Origin of the sequence: Janthinobacterium sp. NKUCC08_JDC, assembly GCF_019345575.1 — a bacterium.
Classification (GTDB): domain Bacteria; phylum Pseudomonadota; class Gammaproteobacteria; order Burkholderiales; family Burkholderiaceae_D; genus Janthinobacterium; species Janthinobacterium aestuarii.
Genome location: NZ_JAHKQW010000009.1, coordinates 41,840 through 61,419 on the forward strand (window position 1 = coordinate 41,840; position 19,580 = coordinate 61,419).

Sequence of the window (19,580 nt, forward strand, 5' to 3'; positions counted from 1 at the left end):
TGTTTTTTTAGTACTGCTGCCGGACTCAGGCCGCCTTGGCGGCATGGCCCACGTCGACATTGGCCAGCATGTCCGTGACCATCTGCTCGACGCCGATCTGCGCCTTCCAGCCCCAGTCCGCGCTGGCCTTGCTGTCGTCGAGGCTTTGCGGCCAGCTGTCGGCGATGGCCTGGCGGCTGTCCGGCTTGTAGCCGATCTTGAAGTCCGGCACCATGCGCACGATGGCCTTGGCCAGCTGCTCGGGGTTGAACGACACGCCGGCCACGTTGTACGACGAGCGGATCTTGATCTGTGCCGCTGGCGCGTCCATCAGTTCGATGGTGGCGCGGATCGCGTCGGGCATGTAAATCATCGGCAAGGTGGTATTCGCATCGAGGAAGCAGTCATAGCGCTCGCCGCGCAAGGCCGCATGGAAGATGGCGATGGCGTAATCGGTGGTGCCGCCGCCCGGAGGCGATTTGTAGCTGATGATGCCCGGGTAGCGGATGCTGCGCACGTCCACGCCATACTTGTTGAAGTAGTATTCGCACAGGCGCTCGCCGGCCAGCTTGCTGATGCCGTACATCGAGGTCGGGTCCATCACCGTCATTTGCGGCGTGTTCACTTGCGGCGTGTTCGGGCCGAAGGCGGCGATCGACGACGGCCAGAAGATGCGCAAGGGTTTGCCCGCCTCGCCGCGCTCGCGCGCCAGTTCCAGGATATTGAGCAAGCCATCCATGTTCAGGCTCCACGCCTTCAGCGGTGCCGCTTCGCCCGTGGCCGACAACATGGCCGCCAGCTGGTACACCTGGGTGATGCCTTCATCGGCGATGATGGCCGCCAGGCCGTCCTTGTCCAGCACATTGAGCTGGGCGTAGCGCTTGGCCTGGTACAGATTGTTCGTGCCGATGTCGCTGGCGATGACGTTGTCCGCGCCATGCTGCAGCGCCAGCGCGCCCACCAGTTCACTACCGATTTGGCCGTTTGCGCCAATGACTAAGATGCGTTCCATGCTATTTTCCTGAAATCTTGTTAATTGGTAGTGGTAGTGGTCAGCAAACCGAGTTCCTTGCCAGCCTGTTCGAAAGCGGCCAGCACTTGCACCAGCTGTTCACGCGTATGCGCAGCCGACAGCTGCACACGGACCCTGGCCTGGCCCATCGGCACGACCGGGTAGAAGAAGCCCGTCACCAGCACGCCCAGTTCATACAGGCGCGCGGCGAATTTCTGCGCCACGGGGGCGTCGAACAGCATCACCGGCACGACCGGATGGGTGCCCGGCTTGATGGTGAAGCCGATGCGCTCGATCTCGCTGCGGAAGAAAGCCGTGTTGTCATGCAGGCGGTCGCGCAGTTCCGTCGACTTGGCCAGGCGTTCCAACACCGACAGCGAGGCGCCGGCAATCGATGGCGCCAGGGTGTTCGAGAACAAATAGGGACGCGATTTCTGGCGCAGGGTGTCGATGACTTCCTTGCGCGCCGAGGTAAAGCCGCCCATGGCGCCGCCCAGGGCCTTGCCCAGGGTGCCCGTGATGATGTCGATGCGGCCCATCACATTGTGGTGTTCATGCGTGCCGCGGCCCGTCGCGCCCATGAAGCCGGAAGCGTGGCATTCGTCGATCATCACCAGCGCGCCATATTGGTCGGCCAGGTCGCAGATCTTGTCCAGTTGCGCAATCGTGCCGTCCATCGAGAACACGCCGTCCGTGACGATGACTTTATGGCGCTTGCCGGCGGCAATCGCCGCTTTCAGCTGCACTTCCAGGTCGGCCATGTCGTTGTGGGCGTAGCGGTAGCGGCCAGCCTTGCACAGGCGGATGCCGTCGATGATGGAAGCGTGGTTCAGCGCGTCCGAGATGATGGCGTCGTTTTCATCGAACAGGGGCTCGAACACGCCGCCGTTGGCGTCGAATGCCGCCGCGTACAAGATCGTGTCTTCCGTGCCGAGGAAGCTGGAGATCGCCTGTTCCAGTTCCTTGTGCACAGTTTGCGTGCCGCAGATGAAGCGCACGGACGACAGGCCGTAGCCATACTTTTGCGTGGCGGCAATGGATGCTTCCTGCGTCTGCAGGTCGCCGGACAGGCCCAGGTAGTTGTTTGCACACATATTGATCAGGGTACGGCCATCGTCGCACACCACTTCGGCGCCCTGGCGCGAGGCGATCACGCGCTCGGGCTTGTACAAACCCTGCTGGCGCAGTTGATCGAGGTTCTGTTGCAGACCGCTGAAAAAGGTGTTCTTCGCTTGCTCGCTCATGATGATCCTTGTGTGTCCCTGCGTTTGTGGTATCCGTGTGACCTCAGCCGCCATAGGGAAAAGCGGCCGCTTGACCGGTGCGCGCACAATGCTGTACCGTGAAGCGCTGTTTGAAGTCTACACGTTTCCGTGTTTTTCCTCAAAATCCACTATTTCGAACTGAAATTCAATATAGTGGATATTACCCAAGCCTTTTGAACTTTGCAAGCTACCTGCCGATGAAAACCAGCGTTTCGACCAATTCTCCGCCCGAAGTGGGCGCCACCCTGCAACGGCTGCGCCTGGCGCGCGGCCTGACACTCGAGGATTTGTCGCGCATCGCCGGCGTTTCGAAGTCCATGCTGTCGCAAATCGAGCGCGAAAAAGCCAATCCCACCATCGCCATCACATGGCGCCTGGCCAACGCCCTGGGCGTGCAGATCGGCGAATTGCTGTCCAGCGCGGAAAAAGCCGTGGAAACCATCCGCATCACGGACGCCCACGAAACTCCCACCCTGCCCGGCGACCATGCGGGCTACGTGCTGCGCATCCTGGGGCCGATGGAGCTGGCCGGCAAATATGAATGGTATGAAGTGACTTTGGCGCCGGGCGGCGAACTGGCGTCGCAGCCGCACGACCCGGGCACCACCGAGCATTTGACGGTGATCCACGGCAACCTGGAGCTGGAAGTGGGCGCGGCGAAGAAAAAGGTCAAGAATGGCGGCACGGCACGCTACCCGGCGGACCAGCCGCATACCATCCGCAACCTGGGCAAGACGGAAGGCAAGGCCTTATTGGTGGTCATCCATAGATAGTTGCTTTTCAGCGGTGTGCAATAGGCTCTTTCGCCCATGCTAAGATTTTGGATTAGACAAGATTTTCACTGTCTTTCATGGAGCCTTAGCAATGACGATTTCCGAAAGCACCACCCTCTTCCACCAAAAAAAGGTCGTCCAGTACGATCCTGATATTGCGCTGCAATCCGGGCAGGATATCGTCTACCGCCTTTCGCTCGAGTATGACGACAAGCGCAAGATGCCGGACCTGATCGCCGGCTTCCTGGAAAAAACCGACAAGAATGCGCTGGAGGCGCTGATCATCGGCATGTGGGGTGATCCGTACGAAGCGGGCGCCGACGAGGTCATCGCGGCGCTGATCAGCCACGCACCGCAGTTGCCGAACTTGCGCGCGCTGTTTATCGGCGACATGACGTACGAGGAATGCGAAATCTCGTGGATCGTGCAAGGCAGCTACAAGCCGCTGCTGGACGCCTTCCCGCAGCTGGAAGAGCTGCGCATCCGCGGCGGCAATGAGTTGACCGTCGAACCGTTCGCGCACCAGAACCTGCGCAAGTTCACCATCGAGTCCGGTGGCCTCGATCAGAAGATCGCGCAGGCGCTGGCCCAGTCGAGCATGCCCAAGCTGGAATACCTGGAACTGTGGCTCGGTAGCGACGACTATGGTTTTTCCGGCGACGTGGCGCTGTACCAGAAAGTACTGGCGCAACTGGCCACGCCGACCCTGCGCTACCTGGGCCTGCGCGATGCGCAGATCGCCGACGAGCTGGCCGTCTGGCTGGCCAACGAGCCGCTGCTGGCCACCGTCGAGACCCTGGACCTGTCGCTGGGCACCTTGGGCGACGTGGGCGCCGAAGCACTGCTGCAAGGCACGCAACTGGGCAATCTGAAACGCATGGACCTGTCGCATCACTATATCTCCGAAGCGAACCAGGAAAAACTCAACGCCCTTCCCTTCCCCGTCAGGCTCGATGATCCGCAGGAAGACGACGAGGACGACGACGAAGTCTATCGCTATGTCGCCGTCGGCGAATAAAACCTGATGCTTTTGCTGGCAACACAGGGCAGCAAGCGCGTGCGCCTGCTGCAGGCGGCGCGCGCGCATCTGCGTCTGCCGCCCGCGCAGGTGCTGGAATGGCGCGACTGGCTGCGTCAGCCTGCCTTGCTCGAGGATTCATTGCGCCAGACCGGCCCGCTCAAGATCGAACCGCCCGGCGACGATCCCGCCGCCCACCTGCTGTTGCTGCAGGCGGGCTGCCGGCTGCTGGACCGTCCGCTGCTCTCGGCGCCCGCGCATGGCGAGCTGCTGGCCATGGATGCGTGGTTTGCCGGTTTTTCCAATGCCATGGCGTCCCTGGCGGCGCAGCTGGCAGACCTGCCGCAAATACGCGTCTTCAATGCGCCAGCCGAAATCTGTCTCATGACGGACAAGCTGGCGTGCCAGCGCCACCTGGCCGCGCATGGCGTGCCCATACCTGCCTTGCTGGGACCAGTGGAGGGCTACGAGCATCTGCAGTCGCTGCTGCACGAACACCAGCTTGACCGCGTCTATCTGAAACCGCGCTACGGCTCGTCCGCATCGGGTGTCGTCGCCTACCGCAGGAACAAGGCCGGACGCCAGCAAGCCACCACTTCGGCCGCCTTGCACCGCACCGAGGGCGCAACGCGCCTGATCAACAGCAAACGCATGGCGCGCTACGAGTCCGAACACGACATCGCCGCCCTCGTCGACGCGCTGGCAGCCCAGGAACTGTATGCGGAAGCATGGCTGAACAAGCCGCGCTGCGGCGACAGCCATTACGACTTGCGGGTCGTGACCGTGGCCGGCCAGCCCGCGCACCGGGTGGCGCGCATCGGCGACCAGATGATGACCAATCTCCACCTCGACAACCGGCGCGGCGACGCGGCCGGCCTTTTGAACGCTGCCGACATGGCGGCGCTGGAAGTTGCCAGCGCCCAGGCCGCGCGCGCCTTCCCCCACAGCCACGTGACGGGCTACGACCTCGTCGTACGCCACGGCCAGGCCCATGTGCTCGAGGCGAACGCCTTCGGCGACCTGCTGCCAGGCCTGCTGTGGCAAGGCGCGGACACTTACGCAGCGCAACTGGCCCATGTTTAAAGACACAGCCCCCATCCCCGACATGCACCGCATCGTCGGCAGCCACGACATCGTCTTCCTCACGCTCGACACCCTACGCTATGACGTGGCGCAAGCCCTGTATGAGGCGGGCGAGCTGCCCGTGCTGGGACGTTTTCTGCCGCCGGGCGGCTGGGACAGGCGCCACTCGCCCGCCACGTTTACCTACGCGGCGCACCAGGCGTTCTTTGCGGGTTTCTTGCCCACGCCAGCCGCGCCGGGCCGCCATCCGCGCCTGTTCGCCAGCGCCTTTGCTGGCAGCGAAACCACCTCGCCGCACACGTTTGCGTTCGAGGAAGCGGACCTGCCCGCCGCGCTGGCCGCGCGCGGCTACCGCACCATCTGCATCGGCGGCGTAGGTTTCTTCAATAAACAGACGGCGCTGGGCACGGTGCTACCGTCGCTGTTCCAGGAAAGCCACTGGAGCGCGGGCATGGGCGTGGCCAGCCGCCATTCGACGCAAAAGCAGGTGGCGCTGGCGACCCGGCTGCTGGCGCAAAACGACCAGCGCACCTTCTTGTTCATCAACGTGGCCGCCCTGCACACGCCGAACCGCGCCTACCTGCCCGGCTGCCACAGCGATAACCTGGACAGCCATGCGGCGGCCCTGCGCTATGTCGACAGCGCACTGGCGCCCCTGTTTGCCGCCTGCGCCGCGCGCGCGCCCACGTTCGCCATCGTCTGCTCGGACCACGGCAGCGCGTATGGCGAAGACGGCTACCGTGGCCACAGGGTCGCCCATGACAGCGTGTGGCAGGTGCCGTACGCGCACTTCTTCCTCACGCCAGATACCATTTCCCAGGAGTCCCCACCGTGAACCCATCCGAACAACCGGGCACCCTGGCGCAGCGCATGCGCCATACGCCCTACCAGGCGTATTCATACTCGTATCCGCACAAGGCGGCCTACCGCGCCTTGCCGCAGGCCGCGCCGCTGGCGCCCCTGTGGGCGCAGCAGGACCGCTCCGCCCTCTTCGCCTACATCCACATCCCGTTCTGCGAGATGCGCTGCGGCTTTTGCAACCTGTTCGCCATGGCGCGGCCCAGCGCGGACATGGTCGAGCGCTACGTGCAGCAAGTGCTGGTGCAGATGCGCGCGATGGACGGCGCCCTCGGTGAACGCCGCTTTGCCCGCTTCGCGCTCGGTGGCGGCACGCCCACTTACCTGTCGCCCGCGCAGCTCGACACCTTGCTGTGCGGCGCGCGCGACATCCTCGGCATCGACTTGCAAGCCACGCCGGCCGGCATCGAAGCGTCGCCCGAAACCATCACGGCCGAGCGGCTTGCCGTGTGCCGCGCGCATGGCATCGACCGCGTCAGCCTGGGCATCCAAAGCTTTGCCGCAGGCGAGATGCGCGCGCTGGCCCGCCCCCAGCAAAACGCCACCGTCCATCATGCCATCGGCCTGATACGCGCGGCCGGCTTTCCCACCCTGAACCTGGACCTGATCTATGGCATCGCCGGGCAAACCGTGGCCAGCCTGCTCGCTTCCATCGACAGCGCACTGGCCTTCCGGCCCGAGGAAATCTATCTGTATCCGCTGTACGTACGCGAACAAACAGGCCTTGGAAAAGTGGCGCGCCGCCAGGGTGCCGCGTCGCTCAATCCCATCATGCTGGCCCGCGACGGCGACAGCCGCCTGGCCCTGTACGCGGCCGCGCGCGACCATTTGCGCGCCCAGGGCTACGAGCAGGTGTCGATGCGCATGTTCCGCGCACCGCATGCGCCCGAGCAGAACGGACCGTCGTACTGCTGCCAGAACGATGGCATGGTGGGCCTGGGCGCGGGCGCCCGCTCCTACACGGCGAACCTCCATTATTCGAGCGAGTATGCGGTGGCGAGAACGGAGACCATCGGCATCATCGAACAGTATCTGGCGCTTGACGAAACGCGCTTCGCGCAGGCGGAACACGGCTATGTGCTCGATGATGCAGAACAGCGCCGCCGCTACGTGATCCAGTCGCTGCTGACGGAACCGGGCCTGGACCGCGACGCCTACACGGCGCGCTTCGGCAGCCGCTGCGAGCTTGATCTGCCGCAGCTGGCCGAGCTGCACGCCTTGGAACTGGTGGAAGAAAACGGCCCGCTGCTGCGCCTGAATGATCGGGGCTACAGCTACGCCGACACCATCGGCCCGTGGCTGGCGTCCGATACGGTGCGCGCGCTGATGGCCGAAGGCGGCCAGGCGTGCTGACAGCGCAAGCGCCAACGCTGTCCCTGCTGTATCGCGGCACGCTTTCGAGCTGCAATTATGCCTGCGGCTACTGCCCGTTCGCCAAGAAGCGCGACAGCCGCGCCACCCTGGCCCGCGATGCGCGCGAAGTGGCGCGTTTTACCAGCTGGGTGGCGGCGCAAAAACGGGACATCAGCGTCCTGTTCACGCCCTGGGGCGAAGCGCTGGTGCGGCGCCACTACCGCGCGGCCATGCAAGCCCTGGCAGCTTTGCCCCATGTGCGCCAGGTGGCGCTGCAGACGAATCTGTCCGGCCCCCTGAACTGGCTGCAGGGATTGGACGGGCTGGAAAAGATCGGCCTGTGGTGCACCTACCACCCGGACCAGACGACACTGGCCCGTTTTCTCGAACGCTGCGCACGCCTGGACACGATGGGCGTGCGCTATTCCGTCGGCGTCGTCGCCATGAACGAACACCTGGACGCCATCCGCGCCCTGCGCGCGGCCCTGCCCGCGCACGTCTACCTGTGGCTCAACGCCTACGACCGCCGTGGCCCCGGCTACTACAGAGAACAGGACCTGGCCTGGCTCGACGCCGCCGATCCGTGGTTTTCGCAAAGCCGCCGTCCGTCACCCTCGCGCGGCAAACCGTGCCTGGCGGGCGAAGCGTCGCTGTCCGTCGACGGCGATGGCGAACTGACGCGCTGTCATTTCGTGCCGGAGCGCTTGGGGAATCTGTACGTTGATGACTTGGCAGACATGCTGCAGGAACGCCGCTGCCCGCGCTTCAAGTGCGACTGCTATATCGGCTATGCACAGCGCAAGGATTTGCCGTTTCAGGCAGTGTTTGGGGAAGGGGTGCTGGCGAGGATCGTGACTGTAGGTCGGATTAGCCAGCGTAGGTCGGATTAGCGGCGGCACGCCGCGTAATCCGACACATTGTTGGCATGACGGGTGTTGTCGGATTACGCACGGCGATGCCGCGCTAATCCGACCTACCGTATTTTACTTCGCAGCCACCTTGGCTGGCTCCGCCACTACCGGCGTCATCTTCAACGAACGGCTGAGGAAGCCCCAGCGATCCGCCACTTCTTCGATCTGCTTGGTCGTCGGCTTGCCGGCGCCATGGCCCGCCTTGCTGTCGATACGGATCAGCACGGGCGCCGCGCCGCCTTGCGCTGCCTGGGCGGCGGCGGCGAACTTGAAGCTGTGCGCTGGCACGACGCGGTCATCGTGGTCGGCCGTCGTGATCATGGTGGCCGGATAGCAACCGCCCGCCTTCAGATTGTGCAGCGGCGAGTATTTCACGAGCGCCTTGAACTGTTCGGCGTCGTCCGACGAACCGTAGTCAGGTACCCAGCCCCAGCCCACGGTGAACTTGTGGAAGCGCAACATGTCGAGCACGCCCACTTGCGGGATCGCCGCCGCGAACAGGTCCGGACGCTGCGTCATGGCCGCGCCTACCAGCAGGCCGCCATTGCTGCCGCCGCCGATCGCCAGTTTCGATGGCGAGGTGACCTTGTTGTCCACCAGCCATTGCGCCGCGCCGATAAAGTCGTCGAACACGTTTTGCTTGTTCAGCTTGGTACCAGCCTGGTGCCAGGCTTCGCCGTACTCGCCGCCGCCGCGCAGGTTGGCCATCACGTAGACGCCGCCCATTTCCACCCAGGCCAGATTCGCCACGGAGAAGCTAGGCGTGAGCGAGATATTGAAGCCGCCATAGCCGTACAGATAAGTCGGGTTGGAGCCGTCGAGCTTCATGCCTTTTTTCGAGACGATGAACATCGGCACCTTTGTACCGTCGCGGCTGGTAAAGAATTGCTGGCGTGTTTCAAAGGCGTTCGGGTCGAAATCGACCTTCGGCTGGCGGTACACCGTGCTCTTGCCCGACTTCATGTCGTAGCGGTAGATGGTCGCTGGCGTCGTGAAGCTGGTAAACGAGTAGAACGTTTCCGTGTCGCCACGCTTGCCCGCAAAACCACCGGCCGAACCGATGCCCGGCAAGGCCACTTCGCGCACCAGCTTGCCGTTCAGGTCGACAATCTTGATTTGCGTTTGCGCATCTTTCAAGTAGTCGAGCACCAGCTGGTTGTTGATGAGGTTGACGGCGACGAGGGTTTCCGCGCTTTGCGGCACGATTTCCTTCCAGTCGGCAGGAGCAGGCTTGCGCGTATCGATGGCGATCACGCGCGACTTTGGCGCCTTGTTGTCCGTCTTGAAGAAGAACACGGGACCGTCATTGTCGATGAACGAGTACGAAGCGTCGAACTCTTCCAGCAAACCGACTACCTTGGCATTCTTCTGGCGCAAGTCTTTATAAAAAACGCGGTTCTTGCGTTCCGTGCCTTGCGTGGCCGTGATGATCAGATAATTGCCGTCGTCGCTGACGGTGCTGCCGCCGAACGCCCATTCCTTCTGGTCGGGACGGTCGAAGACGAGCACGTCATCGCTTTGCGGCGTGCCGATCTTGTGGAAATACAATTTCTGGAAGTAATTGATATCGGCCAGCTTGGTCGCTTCGTTCGGCGCGTCATAGCGGCTGTAGAAGAAACCTTTGTTGTCCTTGGTCCACGAGGCGCCCGAGAACTTGGCCCACTTGATGTGGTCCGTCAAATCCTTGCCCGATTCGATGTCGCGCACTTTCCACTCGTTCCAGTCGGAACCGGAAGCGGACGTGGCGTACGCCAGGTACTTGCCGTTCGGGCTGATCGAGGTGCCGGCCAGCGCCACCGTGCCATCCGTCGACAGGGTGTTCGGGTCGAGCAGCAGACGCGGCTCGTCCGTCAGTTTTTTCACCGTGTACAGCACCGCCTGGTTCTGCAAGCCATCGTTGCGGCTGTAGAAATAGCGGCCGCCCTGCTTGGTTGGCGTAGAGAAACGCTCATAATTCCACAGCTTGGTCAGGCGCTGCTTGATCGCGGCGCGCTCGGGGATGGTGCCCAGGTACGACTGCGTCAGCTTGTTTTGCGCCGTGACCCACTCGCCCGTTTCCGCGCTGTTGGCGTCTTCCAGCCAACGGTACGGATCGGCGATGGTGGTGCCGAAATAGCTGTCTTGCTGGTCGACTTTTTTGCTGACCGGATACGTCACGGCAGCGCCGTCGCCGGCCGGGCACGATGGCATCGCGGCGCTTTGCGCCAGGGCATTGCCACCGAAAGCGGCCATCAAGCTGAATATGAGGGATGCACTACGTAATTGCATGGGTTGTTGTCTCATTGTTGGATGTCGAGGAAAGCAGGCCGCTCACACACACGCCGCGCCTGCCCATGTTGACTTTCGCCAAGAGAAATCATAGCGCGGATTGCCACTTTTAAAGCACAGTTATCTGAGGGATTTGCCGTCTTTTGTTTGGATAATTTACGGGAAACGCCATGATAAATCTCGCTTTCGGCGGAATCGGCAAACTGACGTTCATGCAAGAAACGTTATCAAAAGCAAAGTCATTTCATCAAGTTGTCATAAATCTTCTTTACTATCGGCAACATGTTCATGGCCCGTCCAGAGGCCGTGCCGCCACAGCCTCCTATGCACACTCTCGCCCTCCCTACCGCCACCGCCGCGCCGGCCCCCGCGACGCCATCGAATGTGGCTTACCTGAAACCGCCATCGGCAAGCATGACCATCGAAGGGACGGATGCCTTACACGACATCCTGGCGGGCCGCAAGCTCAGCGCGCTGTTCCAGCCCATCATCCACATGCATAGCGGCGACATCATCGGCTACGAAGGCTTGATACGGGGGCCGTCCGACAGCCCCCTGCACGCGCCGATGAATCTGTTCAAGGTGGCGCGCGCGCATGACCTGACCCTGGAAGTGGAACACCTGTGCCGCCAAGTGGTGCTCGAACGCTTTGCCGAACTGCAGCTGCCGGGCAAGCTGTTCCTCAACGTCAGCCCGGAATGCCTGCTGCTGCGCAATGCCCGCCATGGCGAAACCCTCGAATACATCGAGCACATCGGCATCAACCCGGACCGTGTCATCATCGAGCTGACGGAAAACCAGCCCACCTACGATTACGAGCTGATGCGCGAGGCGGTGCTGCATTACCGTAACATGGGTTTCCAGATCGCCATCGACGACCTGGGCGAAGGCTTTTCCAGCCTGCGCCTATGGTCGGAACTGCGCCCGGAATATGTGAAGATCGACATGCATTTCATCCAGGGCATCAATAATGACCCCGTGAAACTGCAGTTCGTGCGCTCGATCCAGGAAATCGCGGAGAAATCGGGCACCCTGGTGATCGCCGAAGGCATCGAGGCGCAGACGGAATTGCTGGTCTTGCGCGACCTCGGCGTGGCGTTTGGACAAGGCTATCACCTGGGGCGGCCCAACGCGGTGCCGGCGCGCGCCCTGCCGGCCGAAGTGGTGCAGGCGCTGGGACGCAATGGCGTGGCCGTGTATCCGCAGCGCAGCAGCCTGGAAAAGAATGGCGCCAGCATCCGCAAGCTGCTGCACAAGGTGGCGGCCGTGTCGCCACAGCTCAACAATAACGAGGTGTACGATATCTTCCTGAAGGAACCGAAGCTGATGATCATTCCCGTCGTCGACGACGGCGTGCCGCTGGGCCTGATCAGCCGCTTCGAAATGATCGACCACTTCGCCCGCCCCTACCAGCGCGAACTCTATGGCAAGAAATCATGCAGCCTGTTCATGGATGCCACGCCCCTGATTGCCGACCACGAGACGAGCTTGCAGGAACTCAGCTACACGATGGTGCAGTCCGATGCCCACCACCTGTTCAACGGTTTCATCATCACCGAGCACGGCCGTTACCTGGGCATGGGCACGGGCCACGACCTGATGCGCGAAATCACGCAGATGCAGATCAACGCGGCCCGTTACGCCAACCCGCTGACGCAACTGCCCGGCAACGTGCCCATCAACGAGCATATCGACCGTTTATTGCACAGCGGCAGCCGCTTCTGGGTCTGCTATTGCGACCTCGACCACTTCAAGCCCTTCAACGATGTGTACGGCTACCGCAAGGGCGACGACGTGATCCAGCTGACGGGAGAAATCCTCAGCAGCCATTGCGACCCGAACCGCGACTTCATCGGCCACATCGGCGGTGACGATTTCATGATTCTGTTCCAGAGCGAAGACTGGGAAACGCGCTGCCAAGCCATGCTCGACGACTTCGCGGCCGCCATCCTCGCCTACTACAGCACAGGCGATTGCGAACGGGGTGGCTACATCAGCGAAGACCGGCAAGGCAAGAAAGTGTTTTATTCGTTGATCAGCCTGTCGCTGGGCGTCATCAAGGTCGAGGCGCACCAGTACTACACACACCATCAGATCGCCACGCAGGCGGCCGAAGCGAAGAAGCAGGCAAAGAAAATCCACGGCAACAGCCTGTTCCTAGACCGGCGGCAAGGCGCGGCTGTGGCGCGCATGGATGCCTAGCCTGGAGCAATAATACGCAAGATCAAATACGCACGAGATCGACAAACGCATTGCCGCTGCGCGTATCGGACACGAATGCCAGGCTGATGTGCGCGCCATCGCGGCGCGCCTGCACGCGGTAGCTGCCTGCGGGCAGATCCACGAACAGTCCTCCATACGCCGTGTCCGGTTCCAGGCCGCCGCCCGTGACGTCTTCCCCCGCGCCGATGAAGACGCGGCCCGAAACGACGGCAAGATGCACGATCACCTGCGGTTCGGCAAGTTCCTCGTGCAAGGTGACTTCATACGCGCCATCGCCGCCCACGTTGAAAAACGCGACTTGCCCCGCATTCACGGCCGCCAGTTCGGCGCTGGGGATGCTCCACCAGTCGCAGTCATCTTCCAGCTTGTGGCGCAAGAGCGCAGGGTCGAACACGCACAGGATAGCCGTCCCGGTCACAATTTTGACGCACGTGCTTGGCGTCATGTGGCCAGCGGCGCCGGTCCCAGCAGGGGCTGGCTCTCCACATACTGCGCGCTCGCTTGCACCTGCCACGGGAAGTGGCCATCGCGCGACGGCCAGACGATCTGGTACAAGGTGAAATCATCGCCCTGGTAATACCAGCGCGCATAGCCGACATAGTCGCGGTATTGCTCGACGGGCACGCGCACGAAGGCGCACTGATGGCCTTCCAGCAAGACGTCCGTGGTAGTCGTGAAATCCGTGATGGCGCCGCTGCGTGCGGCGTCCAGCGCCACGTCGAGTATCCGGTGGGCCATGGAATGGGGCACGCCCATGATCAGGAATTCAGGCTGGCCGAAGCTGTGGCAAGCGCCTATGGTAAAAGCATAGCCGGGACCTTCTTCATCGGCGCCGATATGCACGCCATGCCAGCCATGCGTGGCGATGTCGTCGATGACTTTTTGCTCGGATGCATCCTCGCCTGCCTGCCTTACCATGCTTCACCTTTCACCGTGCCGAAAAACCGTGCCGCCTTGGCGACATGCCTGCCGGCAATTATCGCATGCGGCACGCGTCCATGCGCGCACGGCGGCGGCGCTTCAGTCGGGCGGCTGCAGCGGAGGAAAGCGCACCTGGTGCCATTGCCGCATGCGCTGCTGCGCCTCTTGCAGCTGTGCCGGTTCCAGCCTGGTGGCAGCCGCTTCCCTGGCCCTGGCCGCCCCGCTATCACCGCCCTCGGCCGCCAGCGCCAGCCACATGTAGCCGCAGACGGGATCCTTTTCCACGCCGCGTCCGCTGTTGTACATGCCGCCCAGGTTGTACTGCGCCAGCGCATGGCCCTGGCCAGCTGCGCGCGCATACCATAGCACGGCCTGGCCATCGTCTTGCTGTACGCCATGGCCGTTCGCATACATGACACCGAGGTTGTTTTGCGCGCTGGCATCGCCTTGATCGGCCGCCGTGCGGTACCAGCGCACGGCGCACACCTCGTCGCGCTCCACGCCCTGGCCATTCGCATACATCACGCCCAGGTTGAACTGCGCATTCGACGCGCCCTGGGCCGCCGCCCGGGCATACCAGTCGAGCGCCAGGCGCAAATCGCGGATGACGCCGCGCCCGCCCGCAAACATGCCGCCCAGATTGTATTGCGCCATGCAATGGCCTTGCAGGGCAGCGCGCCGGTACCAGGCGACGGCGCGCGCCTCGTCCTTGTCCACGCCCTGGCCGCGCGCCAACATCAGGCCCAGGTTGAACTGGGCGTCGGCGTCGTCCTGCTCGGCCGCCCGCTGCAGCCAGGCATAGGCGCGCAGCTGGTCGGGCGCCACGCCCAGGCCTTCCGCATACGCCACGCCAAGTTGCCGCTGCGCCACGGCCAGCCCCTGTGCCGCGGCCTGGCGGAACCAGGCCAGCGCCTGCGCATCGCTCTGCACCACGCCCTGCCCCCGTTTGTAGACGAGCCCCAGATTCAGCTGTGCCTGCGCATCGCCTTGCAAGGCCGCCTTGCGGAACCACGCCAGGGCCAGCGCATCGTTCTTTTTCGCGCCCAGACCCTGGGCATAGGCCTCGCCCAGCAGAGATTGCGCGCTGGCCACGCCCTGCTCGGAAGCGCGGTAAAACCACGCCAGGGCCAGCTCGTCGCTCTGCAGCACACCGCGTCCCTTGCGGTACATCTGCCCCAGGTTTTGCTGGGCCGAGGCATCGCCCTGGGCGGCGGCGCGGCGAAACCACAGCACGGCGTCGGCATCGCTCTGCGCCACGCCGCGGCCGTGGTAATACATGGCGCCCAGGTGGTTCTGCGCGAACGCCAGCCCTTGCAGCGCTGCCAGGCGTAGCCAGACAAAGGCATGCGCGTCGTCCTGCGCCACGCCTTCGCCCTTCTTGTACATCAATCCCAGGTTGAACTGGGCGTAGGCATTGCCCTGCTCGGCAGCCGTGCGGAACCAGATATACGCCTGGTGGCTATCTCTGGCAGTATGGTCCTTGTCCATGTGCGCCCCCATCCACATCGCGCTTGCCGGCAGCACGCGCAAAACGGCGGCCCAGGGCGGCGAAATCGTGTGTTGCCTAAATTTTAAATTCGCTGCGGGGGAAGGACTTGAGCAGGCTCAATAGAAATAACAAAATTATATCGTTTTGATGAGCCCGCTTAGAGGGGAAACGGCGCTCAGCGGCGCGATGGATGCTTTTGCAGGAATTGCGGCACCTTGGCGGCGGCCAGCTTGTTCAGCGACACGAGCAAGTCGGCGTCGACATCGGCGATGCCATAGCTGCTGCGCAAATGGCGGCCGATATGGATCAGCACTTGCGCCGCCACTTCCGCATCGGACTCGGCCCTGTGGGCGGCGCTCTTGAAGGCGATGCCCAGCTGGCTCGACAGCAAGCCCAGCTTGTAGCTGGCCATGCCGGGAAACACGCGGCGCGACAGTTTCAAGGAACACACGAGCGACTGGTGCGCCGGTGTCAGGTTCAGCCTGGCGCTTTCCGCGCGCAGGAATTTTTCATCGAAGCTGGCATTGTGCGCCGACAAGGCATCGCTGCCGATGAAGTCCAGCAATTGCGGCACCACTTCGGCCACGGGCGGCGCCTTGTCGACCATCGCCTGCGTGATACCCGTCAAGCCCGTGATGAACGAGGGGATGCGCGCATTGCAGTTGATCAGGGTCACGTAACGGTCCGTGATCCGCCCGCCCTCGATGCGCAGCGCCGCCACTTCCGTGATGCGGTCGCCCATGTCGGGCGACAGTCCGGTCGTCTCGAAGTCGATCATGACGATCGGTTTGTCAAACACATTCATGAAGTCAGGCTCTTTCTGCGATGCTGCGGTGGACCAGCTTAGCCGAACTTGCGCACGGCGTCCAGCGCGAGACCGGCACCAATACTGCCGAACAAATCGCCTTCGACCTTGCGCGCGGCCGGCACCAGCGCCGCGATCTTTTCGCGCAGCAGGCGCACGCCGCTCGAGCCGCCCGTGAAGAACACGGTGTCGACGGCTTCCGGCGCCACGCCCGCGTCGCGCAGCAGACGCAGCACGGTTTCTTCCACGGAACCGCACAAGTGGCCGATGGCTTCGTCGAACTGCGTACGTTTGAGCAACAGGCTTTGCGCGGGCGACAAGCGGTCCAGCTCCAGCTGCACTTCGGCCGCGTCGGACAGGGCAATCTTGCCCTCTTCCACTTTCATGGCCAGCCAGTGGCCGGCGCGCTCGTCAATCAGTTTTTGCAGGCGCCCCATCTTGTCTTGCTCGCGCGCATCGCGGCACACGTCGGCCAGTTGCACCCAGATTTTCTTCGTGTACGCCAGGTTGATCGTGTGCCACGTCGCCAGATTGAAATAATAGCTGGACGGCACTTCGCTATTGTTGTTCAGGCGGCTGCCATAGCCGAGCAGAGGCATGACAGAAGACAGGCTCAGGTATTTATCGAAATCCGTGCCACCGATGTGCACGCCGCCCGTGGCGAGGATGTCGTCACGGCGCTCGGCCTTTTTCGCCCGGTCCGGCGACAAACGCACCAGTGAAAAGTCGGACGTACCACCGCCGATGTCGGCGATCAGCACCAGCTCTTCCTTGGCTATCTGCGACTCGTAGTCGAACGCTGCGGCAATCGGCTCGAACTGGAAGGCGACATCCTTGAAGCCGACGGAGCGCGCCACTTCGGCCAGGGTGTCTTGCGCCAGCTGGTCCGCTTGCGCGTTGTCGTCGATAAAGAAGACGGGACGGCCGAACACGGCGGACGAGAATTCGCGGCCGGCGGACTGCTCTGCCCGGCGTTTCACTTCGCCAATGAATTGCGCCAGCAACATGCGAAATGGCAAGGCGCGGCCACCGACTTCCGTCTGGCCATCGATGAGACTGGTACCCAGCAAGCTTTTCAGCGAGCGCATCAAGCGTCCTTCGTAACCGGCCAGATAGCCGGCCAGCGCCGCGCGGCCAAAACTGACTTCCTCGTCTTCCGCATTGAAGAAGACGACGGACGGTAAGGTCGTCTTGCCATCTTCCAGGCCGAGCATGGTGCTCTGCCCGGGACGTGCCCAGCCTACCGTGGAATTTGACGTGCCGAAATCGACGCCGCAAGCATTGGCCATGTCGACCCTTCCCTGAATAAAGGGGCGTTATGTTATCAGAAGGCAGGGCTTTGCACCAGCAAAACCCGTTCAGCCCGGTCAACAGCATAAGCTTGCTTTGCATCAAGTACCAGCCGCACGCAAAAGATACTCTTGGGAAATTAACGCCGAGCAACTCGGCCAGCTTCCGGAGACCCATCGTGCCCCATGCTCCCCTACGCCACCTGCCAGCAGCTTTGCTGGCCGCCTTCCTCGTTTCCCTGGCCGGCTGCGGCGGCGGTTCGGCCGACACCCAGACCGGCGCCGGTTGCGGGCTGCACAGCACGGCAGGCTGCGGCGGCAGTCCGCCGCCCGTCGTCAATCCGCCCGTGACGCCTCCGGTGACGCCGCCCGTGATTCCGCCCGTCACGCCGCCCGAACCGGCCACCTTGGCCAGCGCTGTCAACCTCGTGTTTTCCAGTACGGAACTGGCCTCGGCGGGCATGGCCGGCGGCGAGGTGGCCGTCACGGCCCTCGTCAAGGATGGCGCCAACCTCGCCTTGCCCAACGCGAAGATTTCCTTTGCCGCCGATTCCGGCATCCTCGGCAGCGTCGATGCCGTGACGGACAAGAATGGCCAGGCGCGCGCCCTGCTGGGAACGGGAGGCGCCAACAGCAACCGCAGCATTACCGTAACGGCCAATGTGGGCGCCCGCAGCGGCAAAGGCATGGTGGCCGTCACGGGCAGCACGGTGGAGCTGCTGGGGCCGGCCGCCTTGATGCTGGGCCAGGGCGCCGACCTCACCGTCACCGTGCGCGACTCGGCGCGCAAACCCGTGGCCGGCGCCGCCATCGCCTACAGTACGGGCGCCGGCAACAGCGTGCGTGTCAAGGATGGCGGCGCAGCGCTCAGCAATGCACAAGGCCAGCTGGTGCTGCGCTTGACGGCAAGCAGCCTGGGCAAGGACGCCGTGTCCGTCAATGCGCTGGGCGCCGCCGCCACGCAAGCGTATGCCGTGGCCGGCAGTGACCTGCGCCTGAGCCCGGCCGTGGGCCAGGATGCCAGCGGCGCGGACGTGCTGGCGGAAGTGGCCGCCCTGGCATGCCAGCCCATCGACGCGCGCTATGACAAGGCGGGCGTGGCGCAGTCCGGCAGCGCCAGCCTGTCGACCTCGCGCGGCAACCTGTTTGCGGACAGCGCCTGCAGCCAGGCCTTGCCCGCCAGCTTGATGTTCAGCAATGGCAACTTGCCGCGCAGCTATGTGCAATCGGCCAACGCGGGCGTGACCACCATCACGGCGGCCGTGGCCGGTGGCCCCTCGGCGCAGACGCGGCTGGAATTCGTCGCGCCATTGAGCCCTGCCAGCAAGCTGGCCGTGCAAGCGGATCCGGCCGTGCTGCGCGCGAATACGACGGCATCAGCCGACAACGCCAACACCAGTATGAGCACCATCGGCGCCGTGGTGCGCGATGGCGCGGCCAACAACCTGGTCAAGAACGCGCCCGTGCTGTTTACCATCTTGAGCGACCCCAGCGGCGGCTACCTGCGGCAAGCGGGCCGCGTACTGACGGGCAGCGACGGCCTGGCGCGCGCCGAGTACGTGGCGGGACCGGCCGACAGCGGCCGCGATGGCGTGCTGATCCAGGCCCGCATCGAGGGCGCTGAGCAAGCGGCGGCCACGGCCCTCGTGCGGCTGACGGTGGCGAGGCAAGCGCTGTCGGTCAAGCTGGGCACGGGCAGCCTGCTGCGCGAGTATTCGGCCAGCGTGCTGCAAAAGGACTTTGCCGTGTTCGTGTCCGACAGCGCCGGCAATGCCGTGCCCGGCGTCACCATCACGGCCGCCGCCTGGCCCAGCCGCTATGCCAAGGGATACTATGCGTGGCAAGCGGACAAGCCCGAGTTCCCCGACACGGGCGTCTGGCGCCTGGCCCTGCCCCATTACAGCTGTGCCAACGAGGACGTCTTGCGCAACGGTATTTTTGACGCCGCCTACGATGGCAACGGCAATGGCGTGCTCGACCCGGGCATTCCCCTGACCGTCAGCGCCAGCGGCCTGAGCGACGCGCTGGGCATGGCCACCGTCACCGTCAGCTATCCGCGCAACTTTGCTTCCTGGGTGCATGTGGCCTTGACCGTGCGGGGCACGGTCAGCGGCACGGAAGCGAGCGCCACGGCGGACTTGCCCTTACCCACCCTGGCCAGCGATTTCAGCGCCCGCCGCGTGGACCCGCCGGGACGCCTCAGCCCCTATGGTAGCGGCCCCTGCGACAGTCCCGATTGAGGAGCAGGCATACCACTTGCCATTAAATCAAATTATTTGCAACATGGACAAGAAAACAGTCTTGCCACATGGAAATATTTTCGCTATGCTCAT

17 protein-coding genes are annotated in these 19,580 nt (G+C 63.5%); 8 read left to right on the forward strand and 9 right to left on the reverse strand.

Features of this window, described 5'->3' with window-relative positions:
* Positions 1–25: 25 nt before the first annotated feature.
* Together KO538_RS19765 and kbl are read right to left on the reverse strand one after the other, a co-directional pair.
* Positions 26–991, reverse strand: coding sequence for an NAD-dependent epimerase/dehydratase family protein (locus tag KO538_RS19765; protein WP_219329391.1), 966 nt, complete (start codon positions 989–991; stop codon positions 26–28).
* 20 nt (positions 992–1,011) lie between these two features.
* Positions 1,012–2,235: a glycine C-acetyltransferase gene (gene kbl / locus KO538_RS19770; RefSeq protein WP_219329392.1), complete on the reverse strand. Its 1,224-nt coding sequence runs from the start codon at positions 2,233–2,235 to the stop codon at positions 1,012–1,014.
* 218 nt (positions 2,236–2,453) lie between these two features.
* Between kbl and KO538_RS19775 the strand changes: the two genes are divergently transcribed.
* The 6 genes from KO538_RS19775 to KO538_RS19800 all read left to right on the forward strand — a co-directional run bounded on the left by KO538_RS19775 (position 2,454) and on the right by KO538_RS19800 (position 8,231).
* Positions 2,454–3,029 (forward strand): helix-turn-helix domain-containing protein, encoded by a 576-nt coding sequence (locus KO538_RS19775; protein WP_070218654.1) that lies wholly within the window; start codon positions 2,454–2,456, stop codon positions 3,027–3,029.
* A gap of 91 nt (positions 3,030–3,120) precedes the next feature.
* Positions 3,121–4,047, forward strand: a complete 927-nt coding sequence (locus KO538_RS19780) for an STM4015 family protein (protein WP_219329393.1) — start codon at positions 3,121–3,123, stop codon at positions 4,045–4,047.
* A 6-nt stretch (positions 4,048–4,053) separates the two neighbouring features.
* Entirely contained in the window at positions 4,054–5,130 is a 1,077-nt protein-coding gene (locus KO538_RS19785; RefSeq protein ID WP_219329394.1) for an STM4014 family protein, read from the forward strand.
* Positions 5,123–5,965 (forward strand): STM4013/SEN3800 family hydrolase, encoded by an 843-nt coding sequence (locus KO538_RS19790; RefSeq protein WP_257620462.1) that lies wholly within the window; start codon positions 5,123–5,125, stop codon positions 5,963–5,965. The genes KO538_RS19785 and KO538_RS19790 overlap by 8 nt, the downstream gene beginning before the upstream one ends.
* Positions 5,962–7,341 carry an STM4012 family radical SAM protein gene (locus KO538_RS19795; RefSeq protein ID WP_219329395.1) on the forward strand — a complete coding sequence of 460 codons (1,380 nt, stop codon included), beginning with the start codon at positions 5,962–5,964 and terminating at the stop codon, positions 7,339–7,341. The genes KO538_RS19790 and KO538_RS19795 overlap by 4 nt, the downstream gene beginning before the upstream one ends.
* Positions 7,335–8,231, forward strand: coding sequence for an STM4011 family radical SAM protein (locus KO538_RS19800; RefSeq protein WP_219329396.1), 897 nt, complete (start codon positions 7,335–7,337; stop codon positions 8,229–8,231). The genes KO538_RS19795 and KO538_RS19800 overlap by 7 nt, the downstream gene beginning before the upstream one ends.
* A 93-nt stretch (positions 8,232–8,324) precedes the next feature.
* Here the strand turns inward: KO538_RS19800 and KO538_RS19805 are convergent, their stop codons facing one another.
* Positions 8,325–10,520, reverse strand: a complete 2,196-nt coding sequence (locus KO538_RS19805) for a prolyl oligopeptidase family protein (protein WP_219329397.1) — start codon at positions 10,518–10,520, stop codon at positions 8,325–8,327.
* A gap of 11 nt (positions 10,521–10,531) precedes the next feature.
* On the reverse strand, positions 10,532–10,738 hold the full coding sequence (locus tag KO538_RS19810; protein WP_139248279.1) for a hypothetical protein: 207 nt from the start codon (positions 10,736–10,738) through the stop codon (positions 10,532–10,534).
* Positions 10,739–10,934: 196 nt separating this feature from the next.
* On the opposite strand from KO538_RS19810, the gene KO538_RS19815 reads away from it, so the two are divergent.
* Positions 10,935–12,722 carry a GGDEF domain-containing protein gene (locus tag KO538_RS19815; protein ID WP_034751085.1) on the forward strand — a complete coding sequence of 596 codons (1,788 nt, stop codon included), beginning with the start codon at positions 10,935–10,937 and terminating at the stop codon, positions 12,720–12,722.
* Between the two features lie 22 nt (positions 12,723–12,744).
* On the opposite strand, the gene KO538_RS19820 is transcribed toward KO538_RS19815, so the two are convergent.
* The 5 genes from KO538_RS19820 to KO538_RS19840 all read right to left on the reverse strand — a co-directional run bounded on the left by KO538_RS19820 (position 12,745) and on the right by KO538_RS19840 (position 17,247).
* Complete coding sequence (locus KO538_RS19820; RefSeq protein WP_219329398.1) at positions 12,745–13,188, reverse strand: DUF6386 family protein; 444 nt, start codon at positions 13,186–13,188, stop codon at positions 12,745–12,747.
* Entirely contained in the window at positions 13,185–13,661 is a 477-nt protein-coding gene (locus KO538_RS19825; protein ID WP_219329399.1) for a DUF4262 domain-containing protein, read from the reverse strand. The genes KO538_RS19820 and KO538_RS19825 overlap by 4 nt, the downstream gene beginning before the upstream one ends.
* A 102-nt stretch (positions 13,662–13,763) precedes the next feature.
* Positions 13,764–15,152, reverse strand: coding sequence for a tetratricopeptide repeat protein (locus KO538_RS19830; RefSeq protein ID WP_219329400.1), 1,389 nt, complete (start codon positions 15,150–15,152; stop codon positions 13,764–13,766).
* Between the two features lie 176 nt (positions 15,153–15,328).
* A complete protein-coding gene (locus tag KO538_RS19835) occupies positions 15,329–15,958 on the reverse strand; it encodes a PolC-type DNA polymerase III (RefSeq protein WP_170846245.1) in 630 nt (209 codons plus the stop codon).
* A 38-nt stretch (positions 15,959–15,996) separates the two neighbouring features.
* Complete coding sequence (locus KO538_RS19840) at positions 15,997–17,247, reverse strand: Hsp70 family protein (protein ID WP_219329401.1); 1,251 nt, start codon at positions 17,245–17,247, stop codon at positions 15,997–15,999.
* Between the two features lie 179 nt (positions 17,248–17,426).
* Between KO538_RS19840 and KO538_RS19845 the strand changes: the two genes are divergently transcribed.
* Positions 17,427–19,487 carry an Ig-like domain-containing protein gene (locus KO538_RS19845; RefSeq protein WP_219329402.1) on the forward strand — a complete coding sequence of 687 codons (2,061 nt, stop codon included), beginning with the start codon at positions 17,427–17,429 and terminating at the stop codon, positions 19,485–19,487.
* Positions 19,488–19,580 lie beyond the last annotated feature (93 nt).